This is a genomic window from Kitasatospora sp. LaBMicrA B282 (genome assembly GCF_050325825.1).
GTDB lineage: Bacteria > Actinomycetota > Actinomycetes > Streptomycetales > Streptomycetaceae > Kitasatospora.
On record NZ_JBNQTI010000173.1, the window covers coordinates 1 to 17,376 of the forward strand.

A 17,376-nucleotide genomic window follows, 5' to 3' on the forward strand; every position below is an offset into this window, starting at 1 on the left:
CCCGGGTCGGCCGGCACGCCCGCGCCGGGCGCCGGCGGCAGCGCCGGCGGGGGCGGCGGCAAGGCCTCGGTGCCGGTGACGGCCGTCCCGGTCGGCGGTTCGGCCACCGTGACCGACCCGGCCAGCGGCGACGCGGTCTACATCGTGCAGCCCAAGGCGGGCCAGTACTGCGGCCTCTCCTCGGTCTGCACCCACGCCGGCTGCGCCGTCAACGCGCCCCGGAACGGGCAGCTCAGCTGCCCGTGCCACGGCTCGCTCTTCGACGCCGCCACCGGCGCGGTGCTGAACGGCCCGGCGGTCAAGCCGCTGCCCAGGTACACCGTCACCAGGAACGGCGACCGGCTGGACCTGGGGCCGTTGCAGTCCTGAGCCGCGGGCCGGTTGCCCCGGTGGGTCGGGCGTCGGGCCGGGTCGGGCGTCGGGCCGGTTCAGGCGTCGGGTCCGCGGCCGCGGCGGGACATCGCCGCCACCGCCCCGGCCAGCCCGGCGGCGCCGAGCACGATGAAGGCGATCGGCATGACGATCCGTCCGTTCACCGACAGCCCGTTCAGCGCGGCGACCAGGTAGACCACGGCGAGCGCCGTGAACAGGCCGCCGGCCAGGAACGAGAAGAGGTCGAACCGGTGCTTCTTCATCCCTGACGCTCCACGTGGATCTCGCCGAGACCGACCTGGACGGTCAGGTCGATGGTTCCCTTGGCCGGCGTGCCGCCCACCGGGTCGAGGTGTTCGATCAGGTGCTCGCCCACGTTGCCGTGCCGGTCCTGCCCGGGCATCAGCACGTCACCGGCCACGGTGTGCAGGTCGAGGTCGACCGCGACGTCGGGCGGCAGCACCACGAAGGCGTCGCCGGCCGCGAGCCGGAGCCGGGTGGTCACCGTGCCGCCGGCCGGGTCCACGGCGGTCAGGTCGAGCCGGGCGTTGCCGAGGCCGGCCTGGTACTGCGGGTTGACCGCGCCCGCGCTCTGCGGGGTCCAGCTCCGGTCGCCGAGCCCGAGGCCGGCCGAGCCGGCGGTGCTGCCGACGGCCGCCAGCACCAGCGTGACCAGCAGCGCGGGCACCGCCAGCGCCCGGGCCCGGCCGAACTTCGCGCCGAGCATGATGGTCAGGCCCAGGCAGAGCAGCCCGGTGGCCAGCGTGACGGAGAGCAGCACGGTGCCGGCCAGCGCGCCGTTGAGCGACCAGACCAGCCAGGCCACCCCCACCGAGAGCAGCAGCCCGAAGGGCGCGAGCACCGAGCGCGGGCGCCGCTCGCGGCGCACCGGGGCGGCCGGCCGCGTCGGCACCGGGCCGGCCTTGCGCAGCGGGTCGCCGGCCGGCAGGTCGGTCCGCTGCCACCAGGCCTGGGTCGGGGCGTCGGGCGGGGTGCCGGGCCCGGTGCCGTACGGGTTGCGCTCGGGGTGGCGCGGGTCCCAGAGGTAGCCGGTGCGACCGGGGCGGGGGGCGTCGGCCGGGCTGTCGGCGGGGGCCTCGCCGGCCGTCGCGCCGCGCTGGTGCTTGCCGAGGTCGACCTTGCCCGCCGCCGCGTGGTCCGCCCACTCCTCGCGCATCCGGTCCTTCTGCTCGGCCCACTCCTCGCGCAGCTCGGCCTTCCGGGTCGCCCACTCCTCGTGGAAGTCCGCCTTGCGGCTGGCCCACTCCTCGTGGAAGTCGCGCCGCCAGGTCTTCCAGTCGCTCAGCGGCGAGGCGCTGCCGCCCTCGGTGCCGGTGCTCCGGCCGCCGAACCCGAGGCCCAGCCCCGGACCGGTCGGCCGGTCGAAGGGGCCGCCGGGGCGGGCCGGCCGGCCGAGTCCGCGGGCGCGGCGGCGCCGCTCCGGGTCGTACCGCACCGCGAAGAAGACCATCGCGCCGAGCAGCAGCAGCGGGAAGACCGAGTCGCCGCTGCCCATCCAGGAGAAGAACACCCCGGTGCCGATCACGGTGAGCAGCACCGCGCCGATCGACTGGCCGTCCACCCGGCCGGTGAGCACCCGCTGCAGCTCGGTGCGCCCGTGCTTGCCGTCCGGGTGCTCGGTCGGCACGATCAGCCAGGCCAGGCCGTAGAGGAAGAGCCCCAGGCCGCCGGTCAGGCAGAGCACCGCGGTGACCACCCGGAAGACCACCGGGTCGATGTCCAGGTGGCGGCCGAGGCCGCCGCAGACCCCGGCGACCACCCGGTGGGTCTCGTCGCGGACCAGCGGCGGCCGGCCGCCCCCGGCCTCCTGCTGGGGATCGTCCTCCCAGCGGGACTGCTCGTCGGCGGCCCGCTGGTCCTCGGCCGCGCTCTGCTCCTCCGTCATGGCTCCATCCTGCGGGTTCCGCGCCGCGAGCGGGATGGGGATCAGCCCGGTTCGAACCCTGATCTGTCCCTGAGAGCCGGGGTCGGGGGTGCTCGCGCGGCCCGTCGCCCGGCTCCCCGGGTCAGCCGGTGCCGGCGATCCAGCGCCGGCCCACGTCGGCCAGCAGCCCGGTGTAGTAGGCCTCGGCGAGCCGGCGGTAGCCGCGGTCGTCGGGGTGCAGCCGGTCGGCGAACTCGTCGGCGGTCAGCGCGGGCGGGGTGACGTAGCTGAAGTGCCGGCCGCGGCCCTGCTCGACCGGTTCGAGTGACCGGGCCTGCTCGTCGAAGCGGCGCACGGCCGGCTGCAGCCCGGGGGTGCTGGGGATCAGGCCGAGCAGCAGGACGGTGACGCCGGGCCGGTCGGCGTAGATCCGGTCCAGCAGCGCCCGCAGCCGGTCGGCGGCCTGGGTCCGGTAGCCGGGGGCGCGGTCCAGGTCGTTGATGCCGATGTGGAGCAGCACCACGTCGGGGTGCTGGGTGCGCAGCCAGCCGTCCACCCGGGCCCGGATGTCGTTGATCATCCAGCCGCTGTGGCCCTCGTGGAACGGCTGGGGGAAGGCGCCGTCGCGCTGCGAACCCACGAAGACCGCGTCGATCCGGCCCTGCCCGTCGAGCAGCCGCCACAGCGGCAGCCGGTAGCCGGTGTCGTGGGTGCTGCCGACGCCCACGGTGATGGAGTCGCCCAGCGGCATGATCCGGAGCACCGTCCGGTGCGTCCGGGCCGCGGCGGGCGGCGCGCTCGCCAGTAGGACGGCGCTCGCGGAGAGGACCGCGGCGACCAAGGTGGAGACGATCCGTTTCATGACCTACCTCCCGGTGTGTGACGCTCTGTCAGTCACGGTGCGATAGGAAGGTCATATGATCAACGAAGTGCCGGGGTGACACGCTCAGCCGCTCCTCCGGACGGCAGCGGACGTCGGCCGGGAACCCCGGGCGAACCCTAGGGACGGACCCTGATGCGCGGGCACCCGCGCACGTGTGACCATCGGTGGCGTGGCAGCCCCCGGTACCGAACCCGACCCCACCGTGACCACCCCCACGGCGATCACCCCTGACGGCCCGCCGTCCGGTGGTGCCGAGCCGACCCCGGACCCGGCCCGGCCGCCCTACCGCAAGCTGTACCGCAGCCCGCACTCGCGGATGCTGGGCGGCGTGGCGCACGGCCTCGCGGTCCACCTCGGGCTGCCGGTCACCTGGGTGCGGGCCGCCTTCGTGCTGCTCTTCTTCGCCAACGGGATCGGGGTGCTGCTCTACGCGGCCTTCTGGTTCGTGGTGCCGATCGGGATCGGGGAGCCGGCGCCGCACGGCCCGGCCGCGGGCTACGTCTGGTCGAACGGCCAGTTCGTGCCGGCCGGCACCGGCGCGCAGCCGGACCCGCTGCACAAGGAGCACGCCGGCGGCCGGCTGGGCCGGCTGCGCGACCTGCTGCAGGGCACCTTCCAGGGCGAGCCGATGGCGGCTGGCGCGGCCGGTGCGCCCCGGCCCGGCGGCGCCGCCAGCCGGCAGAACCTCGGCCAGCTGGCTGCGCTGCTGATGCTGGTGATCGGCGTGATGGCGCTGCTCAACGTGCTGCACCTGCAGTCCTCGCCGCCGTACGCCTGGCCGCTGCTGGCGATCGGGGTCGGCGTCGCGCTGGTCTGGCGGCAGGCCGACGACTCGCGCTGGCAGCGCTGGTTCGGCCTGGAGGGCGGCGGCAAGCGCCGGGTGGCGCTGGCCCGGGTCGGTGCCGGCGTGCTGCTGGTGACGATCGGCATCATCACCTTCCTGATCCTGCAGGGCACCGGCTCCACCGTCGCCTCGGTGATCGAGGCCTCGCTCGCGGTGCTGGCCGGCGTGCTGGTGCTGACCGGCCCCTACGCGCTGCGGATGTGGCAGGACCTCGGCGCCGAGCGGACCGCGCGGATCCGGGCCCAGGAGCGGGCCGAGATCGCCGCGCACATCCACGACTCGGTGCTGCACACGCTGACCCTGATCCAGCGCCGGGCCGAGGACCCCAAGGAGGTCCAGCGGCTGGCTCGGGCCCAGGAGCGCGAGCTGCGGCTGTGGCTGTACCGCCCGGAGGCGGCGGCCGAGGCCGCCCCGGACACCCTGGCGGAGCGGCTGCGTGAGGTGGTCGCCGAGGTCGAGGACCGGCACGGGGTGCAGGTCGAGCTGGTCTGCGTCGGCGACTGCCCGATGGACGAGGGGATCGCCGCGCAGATGCAGGCCGCGCGAGAGGCGATGGTCAACGCCGCCAAGTACGGTGGCGGGGGACCGGTGCAGGTCTACGCCGAGGTGGAGGGGAGGACGGTGTCGGTGTTCGTGCGCGACCACGGCCCCGGCTTCGACCCCGAGACCGTGCCGGAGGACCGGATGGGCGTCCGTGAGTCGATCATCGGCCGGATGAAGCGCAACGGCGGCACCGCTCGGGTGCGGCCCGCGCCGGACGGCGGCACCGAGGTCGAGCTGGAGATGGAGAGAGCTGCTGATGACTGACGCTGTTGCCGCCGGGACCGGCGGGGGACCCGAGCGCGTGGCCCGGGTGGTACTGGTGGACGACCACCGGATGTTCCGGACCGGGGTGCGGGCCGAGATCGGCCGCACCGAGGTCACCGGCATCGACGTGGTGGGCGAGGCGGACGACGTGGAGTCGGCGGTCCGGGTGGTCGCCGAGACCCGCCCCGACGTGGTGCTGCTCGACGTGCACCTGCCCGGCGGCGGCGGGGTCGAGGTGCTGCGCCGCTCCACCGCGGTGATGGGGGAGCCGGGCGGGGTCAAGTTCCTCGCGCTCTCCGTCTCGGACGCGGCGGAGGACGTGATCGGGGTGATCCGCGGCGGTGCCCGCGGCTACGTGACCAAGACCATCACCGGCGGCGACCTGGTCAGCGCGGTCTTCCGGATCGCCGACGGGGACGCGGTCTTCTCGCCGCGGCTGGCCGGGTTCGTGCTGGACGCCTTCGCCGCCACCGACACCCCGCCGGTCGACGAGGACCTGGACCGGCTGACCCAGCGCGAGCGCGAGGTGCTGCGGCTGATCGCCCGCGGCTACGCGTACAAGGAGATCGCCAAGCAGCTGTTCATCTCGGTGAAGACGGTGGAGAGCCACGTCTCGGCGGTGCTGCGCAAGCTCCAGCTGAGCAACCGGCACGAGCTGACCCGCTGGGCGACGGCGCGCCGGCTGGTCTGAGCGCAGCCGGGATCCGGGTCAATTCGGTCAAAATTCCGAAAATACCACGAACGGGGGGCATTCGGGAGAAGTGGGTCTGCCGATTGGTACGCTTCTCTCGCCCCGCCTTCGCCCGGCACCGCTGCCGGTGGGAGGGGGATGCCTGCGTCCCCGACCCGAGGACCTCCCACCTGATGCCTACGACCGTAGCCGCCCAGGAACAGCTGGACGGGCCTCAGCGCGACCGGGCACAAGCGCCCGGATCCGCGGTGTCCAAGCCCGAGAAGTCCAAGCGTCCGCGCCTGTACGTGCTCGACGGAATGCGCCTGTTGGCCGCCATCGGGGTGCTCTGCTGGCACTGGATGGGCGTCCAGCGCTTCCCCGGCGTCTGGCACGGTGACACGGCCCGGCTGATGCCGCTGGGGCACCTGATCGGCGCCTACAGCTGGACCGGCGTGCAACTGTTCTTCCTGATCAGCGGTTTCGTCATCTGCATGTCCTGCTGGGGTCGCTCGATCGGGGACTTCGTCACCTCCCGGCTGGTCCGGCTCTTCCCGGCCTACTGGTTCGCGGTGCTGGTCACCACCGTGGTGCTGCGGCTGGCCCCGACGATCTGGGGAGACGACACCCACCGCCCCACGGCGTCCCGGATCCTGACCAACCTGACGATGGCCAACACGCCGATGGGCGTGGACAACATCGACCCGGTGTACTGGTCGCTCTGGGCCGAGCTGCGCTTCTACGTGCTCTTCGGCGTGCTGCTGATCTGGGGCCTGAGCTACCGTCGGGTGGTCGGCTTCCTGGGCATCTGGGCCTTCCTGGGAACCGTCTGCTCCGCGGTGGACGTCCCGTTGTTGGAGATGTTCGTCCAGCCCGACTACTGCTGGTACTTCATCGCCGGCACCACCATGTACCTGATGTACCGGTTCAAGCCGAACCTGCTCCTGTGGGGGCTGGTGATCTACAGCTTCCTGATGGCGCAGGACCGGATGCGCGGGATCGTCGGCGGCTACGAGTACGGCACCCACCACCACCTGTCCTGGTACCTGACCATGGCGTACGTCGCGACCGCCTTCGCGCTGGTCGGCGGCGCCGCGCTCGGCTGGTTCGACCGGGTCCGCTGGAAGTGGCTGACCGTCGCCGGTTCGCTGACCTACCCGCTCTACCTCCTGCACCAGGAGATCGGCTTCGAGCTGATCACCCGGCTGCGCCCGCACCTGGCGCCGTACCCCACGTTCTTCCTGGCGCTGGCGATCATGCTGGTCGCCGCCTACCTGGTGCACCGCTTCGTCGAGCGCCCGCTCGGCCCGCTGATGAAGCGTCAACTGGACGCCGCCTTCGCCCAGGTGCGGCGCGACGGAGCGGCCGAGTAGGACCCCGGGCAGGGCCCCGAGCGGGCCCCGGCCCGTGCTCACGTTTGGTGTCCGGGCGACTGCGCAACGCGACTATGCTGGTCCACGTTCGGGCACCGGACCGCTCGTCCACCCCGAGATCTCGCGCCACCGAAGGGGGCAGGCATGACCGAGACCGTCGTGGCCGACCATCCGACCATCGCCGCGGCGCCGGACGACCGGCCGGCCCCGTCGGCCTGGCGGACTCGGTTCGACCGGACGCTCTGGCTCTGGCCGGCCCTGCTGACGCTCGGATTCGGCCTGCGCGGCATCGGGCGCCCCACCCTGTGGCGCGACGAACTCGCCTCGTGGAGCGCGGCCTCGCGCAGCACCGGTGAGCTGCTGGACATGCTGAAGAACGTGGACGCGGTCTCGGGCGCCTACTACCTGCTGCTGCACTTCTGGATCGGGCTCCTCGGCGACTCGCCGACCGTGCTGCGGCTGCCCGCGGCGCTGGCCATGGCGGGTTCGGCCGTCCTCGTGGTGTTCATCGGGCGCCGGCTCTTCGACCGGTGGACCGCGCTGATCGCCGGACTGCTGTTCGCGCTGGTCCCCTCGATCTCGCTCTACTCGCAGCAGGTCCGCGGCTACGCCTTCGTGGTGCTGATGGTGTCCGCCGCCACGCTGACCCTGCTGCGCGCACTGGAGCGCCCGACCTGGTGGCGGTGGGCCGGCTACGCCCTCTGCGTGACCGGGGCCGGTCTCTTCCACCTGATCTCGGTGGTCTTCCTGCTGCCGCACGCCATCGTGCTGGTGCTGCGGTGGCGGCGTTCGGGCGAGCGCCGGGTGATCCGGCGCTTCCCGGTCGCCGTGGCGCTGGGCCTGCTGCCGCTGGTCCCGCTGGCGGTGCTGGGCCGGCAGCAGGTGGGCCGGCAGATCTCCTGGATCGTGACCCCCGACATGCAGTCCTTCCCGGCCCTGTGGTCCGGGCTGTTCTTCTCCCCGCTGGTGGCCGGGATCGTGCTGGCCATGTCGGTGCTCCCGCTGGCCTGGAGCACCGACCGCCGCCGCGCGGTGGAGACCGGCATGATCGCGGCGCTGCCGATCGCGGCGATCTACCTGATCTCGCAGGGCTCCACCTCGTACTTCCTGGACCGCTACGTGCTCTTCACGGTGCCGGCCTGGTGCGTGCTGTCCGCCGCCGCGATCACCGCGCTGCGGCCGCGGGTGGTGATGGCGGTGGTCTTCGTGGTCGGCACCGCCCTGCTCGGCATCACCGACCAGCGGGGCCTGCGCGGGGTCGGCTCGCACGAGTCGGTCGACGACAAGGGTGCGGCCGCGATCGTGGCCCAGGGCTACCGGCCCGGTGACGCGATCGTGCCGGACCGCGGGAGCAAGTCCTTCATGATGCTGGACCTGGCGATGAGGTACTACCTGCCCAGGCAGGTCGAGCCGGTCGACATCTTCGCGGCCAGGTCCGAGGTCCGCAACGACGACCTGTACGCGGTCGAGTGCGGTGACCCGGCGGCCTGCATCGGCGACGTGCAGCGGGTCTGGGTGGTCACCTACAGCGACGCCGACGGCAAGGACCCGTACGCCAACCTGCCGGCGCGCGAGGTGGCCGCGCTCAAGGCGGTCTTCGAGCCGGTCGAGGTCCAGCAGGTCCGGCAGCTCACCGTCGCGCTGCTGGAGCGCAAGGACGCGCAGGGCGGCTGACGGACTCCCGGGCCGTGCGCCGGTCATCCGGTCCGGGTGGATTCCGCCCGAGGGGCCGGTTCTGTCAGCGCCGGGCCATAAACTCGAAGGGCCATGAGTAGCCTCTTTGACGACCTCCCGCTGCCCGGCTTCGAGTCCTTCGAGGCGAAGCCCGCGGCCGACGCGCTGCCCGTCGACTTCGCCGAGGAGCCTCCGCCGGAGGACTACCCGGAGCACCACGAGGGCCCCGACGGCGGTGACGAGGAGGAGATCCCCAGCGACCTCTTCCAGACCGACTTCGCCGCCCAGGACGAGCGCGACGCCTACTACCGCAACGGCGCGCACCGCCCCGTGATCGACCCGGCCCGGCTGCTGGACGGAATGAACGACCCGCAGCGCGAGGCGGTGCTGCACGCCGGCTCGCCGCTGCTGATCGTGGCCGGCGCCGGCTCCGGCAAGACCCGGGTGCTGACCCACCGGATCGCCCACCTGCTGGGCGCCCGCGGGGTGCACCCGGGGGAGATCCTGGCGATCACCTTCACCAACAAGGCGGCCGGCGAGATGCGCGAGCGCGTCGAGCAGCTGGTCGGCCCGCGGGCCAAGGCGATGTGGGTCTCCACCTTCCACAGCGCCTGCGTGCGGATCCTGCGCCGGGAGAGCAAGCGGCTCGGTTTCAGCTCCAACTTCTCGATCTACGACTCGGCCGACTCGCAGCGGCTGATGTCGCTGGTCTGCCGGGACCTGGACCTGGACCCCAAGCAGTTCCCGCCGAAGTCGTTCAGCGCCAAGGTCTCCAACCTGAAGAACGAGCTGATCGACCCGGAGGCCTACGCGGCGCAGGCCGCCAACCCGATGGAGCGCAAGCTCGCCGAGGCCTACACGCTCTACCAGTCCCGGCTGCGCGAAGCCCACGCGCTGGACTTCGACGACATCATCATGACCACCGTCCACCTGCTCCAGGCCTTCCCCGACGCGGCCGAGCACTACCGGCGGCGGTTCCGGCACATCCTGGTCGACGAGTACCAGGACACCAACCACGCCCAGTACACCCTGGTCCGCGAGCTGACCGGCGGGGCGGCGGGCTCGGCGCCCAAGCGGACCGTCGACGGCGACCTGGTCAACCCGGCGGCCGCCGCCCTGGTGGACCTGGAGCCCGCCGAGCTCTGCGTGGTGGGTGACGCCGACCAGTCGATCTACGCCTTCCGCGGCGCCACCATCCGCAACATCCTCCAGTTCGAGGAGGACTACCCGAACGCCACCACGATCCTGCTGGAGCAGAACTACCGCTCCACCCAGACCATCCTGAACGCCGCCAACGCGGTGATCGAGCGCAACGCCAACCGGCGCGAGAAGAAGCTCTGGACCGCGGGCGAGCACGGCGAGAAGGTGACCGGCTTCGTCGCCGACGACGAGCACGGCGAGGCGCAGTTCATCGCCGACGAGATCGACCGGCTCACCGACGCCGGCGACGCCCGGCCCGGCGACGTGGCGATCTTCTACCGGACCAACGCGCAGTCCCGGGTCTTCGAGGAGGTGTTCATCCGGGTCGGCCTGCCGTACAAGGTGGTCGGCGGGGTGCGCTTCTACGAGCGCCGCGAGGTCCGCGACGTGCTGGCCTACCTGCGGGTGCTGGCCAACCCCGAGGACACCGTGCCGCTGCGCCGGATCCTCAACGTGCCCAAGCGCGGCATCGGCGACCGGGCCGAGGCGATGGTCGAGGCACTGGCCGCGCGCGAGCGGATCTCCTTCGCCCAGGCGCTGCTGCGGGTGGACGAGGCCTACGGGATGGCGTCCCGCTCGCTCAACGCGGTCAAGCGGTTCAACGAGCTGCTGGCCTCGCTGCGCCTGGTGGTCGAGTCCGGGGCCGGGCCGGCCGCGGTGCTGGAGGCGGTGCTGGAGGAGACCGGGTACCTGGCCGAGCTCCAGGCCTCCACCGACCCGCAGGACGAGACCCGGGTGGAGAACCTCCAGGAGCTGGCCTCCGTCGCGCTGGAGTACGAGCAGGACCCGGGCGAGCGCCCCGACGCCGGGGAGGAGGGCGCGCCGCCGGTCGGCTCGCTCGCCGACTTCCTGGAGCGGGTGGCGCTGGTCGCCGACTCCGACCAGATCCCGGACGACGAGGAGGGGCAGGGCGTCATCACCATGATGACCCTGCACACCGCCAAGGGGCTGGAGTTCCCGGTGGTCTTCCTCACCGGCATGGAGGACGGGATCTTCCCGCACATGCGGGCGCTCAGCCAGGTCAAGGAGCTGGAGGAGGAGCGCCGGCTGGCCTACGTCGGGCTGACCCGGGCCCGGCAGCGCCTTTACCTGACCCGCAGCGTGCTGCGCAGCGCCTGGGGACAGCCGGCCTACAACCCGGCCTCCCGGTTCCTGGAGGAGATCCCGGCCGAGCTGGTCGAGTGGAAGGGCGCGGTCGCCAAGGCGGCGCCGGCGTCCCGCGGCTTCTCGGGCGGCTCGCGCTCCTCGTCCTCCTCGTCCGGCGGTTCGTTCGGCGGCGGGCTGAGCGCGCAGGGGCCGAAGGCGGGCTGGGGCCGCTCCTCGTCGCGGACGGTGACCGAGCGCGAGGTGGTGGGCCTGGCGGTCGGCGACCGGGTCAGCCACGACAAGTTCGGCCTGGGTACGGTGGCCGAGGTCGCGGGAGCCGGCGACAACGCGAAGGCGACCATCGACTTCGGTTCGGCCGGGCGCAAGGTGCTGCTGCTGCGCTACGCGCCGGTCGAGAAGCTGTAGCGGGCGGCCTCGGCTTCCGGCCGCCGCGGGACGGTGGCCGGAAGTTGTAGCCGGTCGAACGGATGGCGCGCTAACCTCCCTTAGGCAGTTAGTGCCGGTTAACAGCGTGGTTGACGTGGAGGCAGTGATGGGTGTGTCGGGCCCGATCCGGGTGGTGGTCGCCAAGCCGGGGCTGGACGGTCATGACCGCGGCGCCAAGGTGATCGCGCGGGCGCTGCGCGACGCCGGCATGGAGGTGATCTACACCGGCCTGCACCAGACCCCCGAGCAGGTGGTGGACACCGCGATCCAGGAGGACGCGGACGGGATCGGCCTGTCCATCCTGTCCGGCGCCCACATGACGCTCTGCGCCCGGGTGATCGAGCTGCTCAAGGAGCGGGACGCGGCGGACATCAAGGTGTTCTGCGGCGGCATCATCCCGGACGAGGACGTCGCCGAGCTGAAGGCGATGGGCGTCGCGGACATCTTCACCCCCGGCACCCCCACCAGCGAGGTGGTGGCCTGGGTCGAGGCCAACCTGCGCGCGGCCGGCTGAGCCGAGTCGCACGCGGTGCCTGCGGGGCCTGCGGGGCCGGGGCCGCGGCTCACGCGGGGTCCTGGGCGTAGGCGGTCCTGAGCTCGCCCGGGGACCCCGCTCACGTGGGGTCCCCGGTGAGCTCGGCCAGCATTGCGGCGCGGAACCGCAGCGTGGCGGCGAGCCGGGCGAAGGTCTCGGCCCACGCGGTGTCCGGGGCCGCACCGGCCGCCAGCGCGGCCACCGCGGGCGCGGTGGCCGGCGCCAGCGAGCGCTCGGTCAGGCCCAGCACGCCGCTGTGGTTCCACGGGTAGGACCCCGCGGCGGCGGCCCGCTCCAGGGCGGCCACCACCGCGGTGCTCAGCGGCGGGGTCCACGGGGTGGCGCAGGCGCCGAGCAGTTGGAAGGCGTCGCCCGGCCCGTGCACGCGCAGGAAGGCCGCGGTCCAGGCGGCCCGCTCGGCCGGCGGCAGCACCGCCAGCAGCCGGGCCGGCGCCCCGGCGACCGGGGTCGCGCCGGCGGTGCGCGGTGCCGGGCCGAGCAGTACCCGGGCCCAGTCGGCGTCGCGCTGCCGGACGGCGGCCCGGGCCCAGGCCTCGTGCAGTTCGGCGCGCCAGGGGCCCTCCGGCTCGCCGCCCGGGCGGGGCCGGCCCACTCCGGGCGCCGGCAGTCCGACCTTGCGGACCGGCGGGCCGGCCTCGTGCACCGGCGGGCTGGCCTCGTGCACCTGCGGTCCGATTTCGCGCCCCTGCGGGCCGGCCTCGTGGACCGGCAACGCCAGCAGCTCGGCCGGGGTGAGCCCGAAGGCCGTGGTCCAGGTGTCGAGCGGCGTGGCGGCCAGCACCTCGGCCAGCCACCAGGCCCGCTCGCCCCGCCCGGTCGGCGAGAGTGGCGGTATCCCGTCGTGCTGCATCGCCGCGTCGCAGGCGGCGGGCGGTGTCACCAGCAGCGCTCCGTCCGGCGCCCGGCGCACCGCGGCCAGCGCGCGCTCGGCCATCCGGCGGCCGAGCGCCGAACCGGGCAGCGTGGAGAGCAGCTCGGCGGCGGTGGCCCGGACGTTCTTGCCCCGGTCGGCCAGCGCCGCCTCCAGGAACGGCTCGTCCGCGAGCGAGAGGCCCTCCTGCAACGCGTCCAGGAAGAGCAGCCGGTCCTCGGCCCGTTCGGCGGCCCAGCTGCCGGCCAGCAGGGCCAGCGCGGCGGCCGGATCCCGCCGGCGCAGCCGGGTCAGGTGGGTCACCCGTTCGGCGAAGAGCCCCTCGCTCCAGATCCGGTCCGTCCCGGTCGGGCCGTCCGCGCCGACGGTCCGCAGCAGGTAGCGCCAGTCCGGGTTGCGCTCGGCCAGCCAGCGGCCGAGCGGGCCGACCAGGGCGGCCACGTCGCCGCGCAGCTCGCTGCGGTTGCGGGCGGCCGTCAGCAGCGCCGGCACCTGGGCGGCGGGCGGGCGGTAGCCGCGCTCGCGGGCGGTGGCCAGCCACTGCGGCAGCAGCTCGGTGAGGTTGGCCTGGCCCGGGCCGGCGCCGGTGCGGCCGGCCAGCAGCACGGAGAGCCGGCGGGCGGCGGGTGCGGGCAGCTCCGGGCGGTGGTCCCGCGGTGGCGGCTGGGCGGGGCGGACGGCGGGGCGCGGCAGCAGCCCGGCCCGGCGGCGCACCGTTGCCAGCGCGGCCAGTTCGAGCAGGGCGGTGGCGGGGTCGGACCGGTCGACCGCGTCGGCGGCGGCCACGGCGGCGGGCGAGCCGTCCGGTTCGGGCAGCGCGCGGCGGTCGGTGCCGAGCAGCGCGGTGCTCTCCAGGGCGGCCCAGTAGGCGAGTTCGGCGTCCTGGTCCGGCCGGTCGGCCGCCTGGTGGTCCCCCAGGTGGTCCGGCTCGGGGCGGGCGGGGACGGTCATGCGGCCTCCTGCCGGGTCAGGTCGGTGGGCCGGCCGAGCTCGTCCCAGACCGTGACCGGGGTGAAGCCGCGGTGGCCGCACTCGCCGAAGACGGTCACCGGGCGGCCCTGGGCGACGGCCGCCAGCCGCCAGGGCGCCGCGTCGGCACCGGCGGTCCGGGCGGCACCGGCGGGGCGGGGCGGGATCAGCGGCAGGGCGCCCGCGCCGTCGGTCAGCAGCCAGCCGTCGGTGGTGGGCACCGGGACCACGGCGGCCAGCAGCACCGGCCAGGCCTCCGTCCACGGGTCCGCGGCGACCGCCTCGCCGTAGGCGGCGGCGGCTTCCCGGGTGCCCAGGCCGGTTGGGGCGCCGGGCGGCTGCTGCGGGGGCGTCCCAGGGGCCGGGGTCGGGGCCGATGCCGGGTACCGGGGGCCGAGCACGGCGCGCAGCGGCAGCGCGCCGGGGTGGAAGGCCAGCTCGGCGTCGACCGATCCGCCCACCGGTAGCCGGGGCTCCGGCTGCTGGTCGGGGCGGTCAAAGCGATCGGGGCGGTCGAAGGAGAGCAGCAGGGCGGTGCGGCCCGTCGTGGCGCCGAGCAGCCAGACCCGGTGGGTGGTCAGCGGGCCGTCGCTGCCCTCCCGGCTGCCCAGCACCAGCCACCGGTCGCGCACCGTCGGGCCGGCCAGCAGTTCGGCGCGGTCGACGGTGAAGCCCACCCGGGTCCGCACGGTGTCGGCCAGCGGCCCGGGCAGCTCCGCGAGCCGCAGGTAGCCGGCAGCCAGCAGGTCGAGCAGGGCGTGCCCGGCCAGCTGCTCCTCGCTCGGCAGCGCCGCCAACTCCCGCACCCGGGCGGCGAGTCCGGGGGCCTGGGCATCGACCATCCGGGCCGCCAGCTCGGCCCCGTCGGTGCCCGGCTCGGCCAGCCCCCGGCGCACCCGGTCGGCCAGCCGCAGCCGCAACTCCCGGGCCCCCGCGGCCACCCGCGCCGCGCGCCGCTCGGCCCGCTGCACGACCCGCCGGCGCGCCGCCTCGTCGTCGGCGGTCGTGTGGTCATCGGCGAGCGCGTCGCCGGCGTCGTCGGGTGGGTCGGCGAGCGCCCAGGCGGGCGGCTCGGCTGACGCCGGCACCGCCGCGGGCTGGGCCCGCCAGAGCAGCAGCAGCCCGAGCGCGTGCTTGCAGGGCAGCCGCCGGCTGGGGCAGCTGCACCGGAACCCGGGCCCGGCCAGCCGCACCACGGTCCGGTACGGCGAACCCCCGCTCCCGCGGTGCTCCCCCCAGAGCAGGCCCGCCCCGACCCCCACCGCCCCCCACCGCTCGACCACGCCCGCCTGCCCGGCCGCCGCCCGCCCGGCGGCGTCGGGTGCGAGGGCCAGGATCTGCTCGGTGCTCCAGCGTTCCTCCATACCGGGAACGCTAGGAGCAGGGACTGACAGGCCCTCAGGCCTTGGGCGGATAGACCTTGAACGCCGAGGTGTCGAGCGTGAGGAGGAACGGCGCGGGCAGCTCGATCCCCTCGCCGAAGGTGCCGTGCGCGATCACCCGGTAGTCCCCGCCGTGCGGGTCGGAGTGCAGCTCCCAGGTGCCGTCGTTGGGGTCGATGATCGCGTACAACGGGATGCCGCTGAGCGCGTACCAGGCCCGCTTCTTGGCGTAGTCGCTGTCCCGGTCGGAGGAGATGCTCTCGACGAAACGGCTGGCGATCGCACTCCGGATGAACGAGTGGAACGGGGACTCGGGCGGGCGCCGATTGTCAGTGCACCCCGGCAGACTTGTTCCTGTCGGTCGGACGGGAATGAGGTCCGTCCGCGGCGGCCGTGCCGCTGCCCGTCGCCGGTGCGCCGCGCCCGGCTGCCACGTGCCGATCACTCCACCCGATCACCGCTGCCGTCCCGGGCATCGTGCTGCCCCGGGGTGCCGATCCCAAGGAGACCGTCCGATGACGACCGTGCCCAGCCAGGCCGCCGGCGAGGTGCTGCGGGCGCACGCCGAGGAGGCGTTCGCCGGTGAGCTGGCCGCGTTGGCGGCGCAGGACGACCGCCCGCGCCCGGCGCACTGGCGGTTGTCCCCGTGGGCGGTGGCGACCTACCTGTTGGGCGGCGAGCTGCCGGACGGCACGCTGGTGACCCCCAAGTACGTGGGGCCGCGGCGGGTGGTCGAGGTGGCGATCGGCACCCTGGCCACCGACCGGGCGCTGTTGCTGCTCGGGGTGCCCGGGACCGCCAAGACCTGGGTCTCGGAGCACCTGGCGGCGGCGATCAGCGGGGACTCCACGCTGCTGGTGCAGGGCACCGCGGGGACCCCGGAGGAGGCGGTGCGGTACGGCTGGAACTACGCCGAGCTGCTCGCGAACGGTCCGAGCCGGGCCGCGCTGGTGCCCTCGCCGGTGCTCCGGGGGATGGCCGCGGGCAAGCTCGTCCGGATCGAGGAGCTGACCCGGATCCCGGCCGACGTGCAGGACGCGCTGATCACCGTGCTGTCGGAAAAGACGTTGCCGATACCGGAGTTGAGCGGAGAAACTCAGGCTGTCCGCGGGTTCAACGTGATCGCCACCGCCAACGATCGGGACCGCGGGGTCAACGAACTCTCCAGCGCTCTGCGCCGCCGCTTCAACACGGTGGTCCTGCCGCTGCCGGCGACGCTCGACGAGGAGGTCGAGATCGTCGAGCGGCGGGTCGGCCAGCTCGGCCGGGCGCTGGACCTGCCGGCGCTGCCGGGTGGCGCGCAGGAGATCCGACGGGTTGTCACGGTCTTCCGCGAACTGCGCGACGGCGTCACCAGCGACGGCCGGACCAAGGTCAAGAGTCCGACCGGCACGCTCTCCACCGCCGAGGCCATCTCGGTGGTCACCAACGGCCTGGCTCTCGCTGTCCACTTCGGTGACGGTGTGCTGCGGCCCGGCGACCTGGCGGGCGGGGTGCTCGGGGCGGTGCTCGGCGACCCGCCCGCGGACCGGGTGGTCTGGCGGGAGTACCTGGAGGGCGTGCTACGCGACCGGGCGGGCTGGCAGGACTTCTACCAGGCCGCTCGGGACCTGGCCGACTGATCGTCAGGCGGCCATCGAGAAAGGGGAGTTGAACGGATCCAGCAACGTGCAGGACCGGCTCGACGACACCGGGAACGGACAAGGGGGAGGACATGACTGGTGAGGTGACCCTGCTGGGGGTACGCCACCACGGACCGGGCTCGGCCCGCGCGGTGGGGGCCGCGCTGACCGCGCTGCGACCGGACGCGGTGCTGATCGAGGGACCGCCGGAGGCCGATCAGATCATCGGCCTGGCGGCGGAGCAGGACATGGAACCGCCCGTGGCGCTGCTGGCGCACGCGGCGGCCGACCCGGCGCAGGCGGCCTGCTGGCCGTTCGCCGCCTTCTCACCCGAGTGGGTGGCGATCCGGCACGCGCTGGCGCACCAGGTGCCCGTGCGGTTCATCGACCTGCCGGCCGGCAGCACCTTCGCGCTGCAGACGGCCGTGGGTCGGACGGCCGCCGACCGGACGGGCGCGGACCGGCCCGGCGCGGGGCCGGCCGCCGGAGTGCCGGCCGGCGGCTCGGTGGACCCGATCACCCGGCTCGCCGCGGCGGCCGGGCACGCCGACCCGGAGGCGTGGTGGGAGGACGTGGTCGAGCACCGGCTGCCCGGCGACGACCCGCTGGCGCCGTTCGCGGCGGTGGCCGAGGCGATGGCGGTGCTGCGCAGCACGGACGTCGGCACGCCGGGCTCGCCCAGCGCGCATCCGGGCGGCGCCGCGGACGCCGCCGGAGCCGCGCCGGGCGCGCCGG

15 protein-coding genes are annotated in these 17,376 nt (G+C 74.4%); 9 read left to right on the top strand and 6 right to left on the bottom strand.

The window, feature by feature from the left end; translation table 11 throughout:
• The coding region (locus ACQRUO_RS32530) for a ubiquinol-cytochrome c reductase iron-sulfur subunit (RefSeq protein WP_428319722.1) at positions 1 to 369 on the top strand (369 nt) is incomplete at its 5' end.
• Positions 370 to 428: 59 nt separating this feature from the next.
• Here ACQRUO_RS32530 and ACQRUO_RS32535 read toward each other — a convergent pair.
• The 3 genes from ACQRUO_RS32535 to ACQRUO_RS32545 all read right to left on the bottom strand — a co-directional run bounded on the left by ACQRUO_RS32535 (position 429) and on the right by ACQRUO_RS32545 (position 3,119).
• Positions 429 to 635: a hypothetical protein gene (locus ACQRUO_RS32535; protein WP_428319723.1), complete on the bottom strand. Its 207-nt coding sequence runs from the start codon at positions 633 to 635 to the stop codon at positions 429 to 431.
• Entirely contained in the window at positions 632 to 2,278 is a 1,647-nt protein-coding gene (locus tag ACQRUO_RS32540) for a PspC domain-containing protein (protein WP_428319724.1), read from the bottom strand. The genes ACQRUO_RS32535 and ACQRUO_RS32540 overlap by 4 nt, the downstream gene beginning before the upstream one ends.
• A gap of 121 nt (positions 2,279 to 2,399) precedes the next feature.
• Complete coding sequence (locus ACQRUO_RS32545; RefSeq protein ID WP_428319725.1) at positions 2,400 to 3,119, bottom strand: SGNH/GDSL hydrolase family protein; 720 nt, start codon at positions 3,117 to 3,119, stop codon at positions 2,400 to 2,402.
• Positions 3,120 to 3,432: 313 nt separating this feature from the next.
• Between ACQRUO_RS32545 and ACQRUO_RS32550 the strand changes: the two genes are divergently transcribed.
• From ACQRUO_RS32550 to ACQRUO_RS32575, 6 genes are all read left to right on the top strand, one after another.
• On the top strand, positions 3,433 to 4,791 hold the full coding sequence (locus tag ACQRUO_RS32550) for a PspC domain-containing protein (protein WP_428319735.1): 1,359 nt from the start codon (positions 3,433 to 3,435) through the stop codon (positions 4,789 to 4,791).
• Positions 4,784 to 5,482, top strand: coding sequence for a LuxR C-terminal-related transcriptional regulator (locus ACQRUO_RS32555; RefSeq protein ID WP_428319726.1), 699 nt, complete (start codon positions 4,784 to 4,786; stop codon positions 5,480 to 5,482). The genes ACQRUO_RS32550 and ACQRUO_RS32555 overlap by 8 nt, the downstream gene beginning before the upstream one ends.
• A gap of 173 nt (positions 5,483 to 5,655) precedes the next feature.
• A complete protein-coding gene (locus ACQRUO_RS32560) occupies positions 5,656 to 6,834 on the top strand; it encodes an acyltransferase family protein (RefSeq protein ID WP_428319727.1) in 1,179 nt (392 codons plus the stop codon).
• A 144-nt stretch (positions 6,835 to 6,978) separates the two neighbouring features.
• Complete coding sequence (locus ACQRUO_RS32565; RefSeq protein ID WP_428319728.1) at positions 6,979 to 8,508, top strand: glycosyltransferase family 39 protein; 1,530 nt, start codon at positions 6,979 to 6,981, stop codon at positions 8,506 to 8,508.
• 93 nt (positions 8,509 to 8,601) lie between these two features.
• On the top strand, positions 8,602 to 11,220 hold the full coding sequence (pcrA, locus tag ACQRUO_RS32570) for a DNA helicase PcrA (RefSeq protein WP_428319729.1): 2,619 nt from the start codon (positions 8,602 to 8,604) through the stop codon (positions 11,218 to 11,220).
• A 127-nt stretch (positions 11,221 to 11,347) separates the two neighbouring features.
• Entirely contained in the window at positions 11,348 to 11,755 is a 408-nt protein-coding gene (locus ACQRUO_RS32575; protein ID WP_428319736.1) for a cobalamin B12-binding domain-containing protein, read from the top strand.
• 100 nt (positions 11,756 to 11,855) lie between these two features.
• On the opposite strand, the gene ACQRUO_RS32580 is transcribed toward ACQRUO_RS32575, so the two are convergent.
• The 3 genes from ACQRUO_RS32580 to ACQRUO_RS32590 are packed head-to-tail and all read right to left on the bottom strand — an operon-like array spanning position 11,856 to position 15,464.
• The gene (locus tag ACQRUO_RS32580; protein ID WP_428319730.1) at positions 11,856 to 13,619 is read right to left on the bottom strand and encodes a DUF5691 domain-containing protein; all 1,764 of its coding nucleotides are present in this window, start codon (positions 13,617 to 13,619) and stop codon (positions 11,856 to 11,858) included.
• Positions 13,616 to 15,001 carry an SWIM zinc finger family protein gene (locus tag ACQRUO_RS32585; protein ID WP_428319731.1) on the bottom strand — a complete coding sequence of 462 codons (1,386 nt, stop codon included), beginning with the start codon at positions 14,999 to 15,001 and terminating at the stop codon, positions 13,616 to 13,618. The genes ACQRUO_RS32580 and ACQRUO_RS32585 overlap by 4 nt, the downstream gene beginning before the upstream one ends.
• 34 nt (positions 15,002 to 15,035) lie before the next feature.
• Entirely contained in the window at positions 15,036 to 15,464 is a 429-nt protein-coding gene (locus ACQRUO_RS32590) for a Uma2 family endonuclease (RefSeq protein WP_428319732.1), read from the bottom strand.
• A 70-nt stretch (positions 15,465 to 15,534) separates the two neighbouring features.
• Here ACQRUO_RS32590 and ACQRUO_RS32595 point away from each other — a divergent pair, with 70 nt between their 5' ends.
• Positions 15,535 to 16,641, top strand: coding sequence for an ATP-binding protein (locus tag ACQRUO_RS32595; protein ID WP_428319733.1), 1,107 nt, complete (start codon positions 15,535 to 15,537; stop codon positions 16,639 to 16,641).
• Positions 16,642 to 16,733: 92 nt separating this feature from the next.
• Positions 16,734 to 17,376 (top strand): DUF5682 family protein (locus tag ACQRUO_RS32600; protein WP_428319734.1); only part of this gene is annotated, 643 nt, incomplete at its 3' end.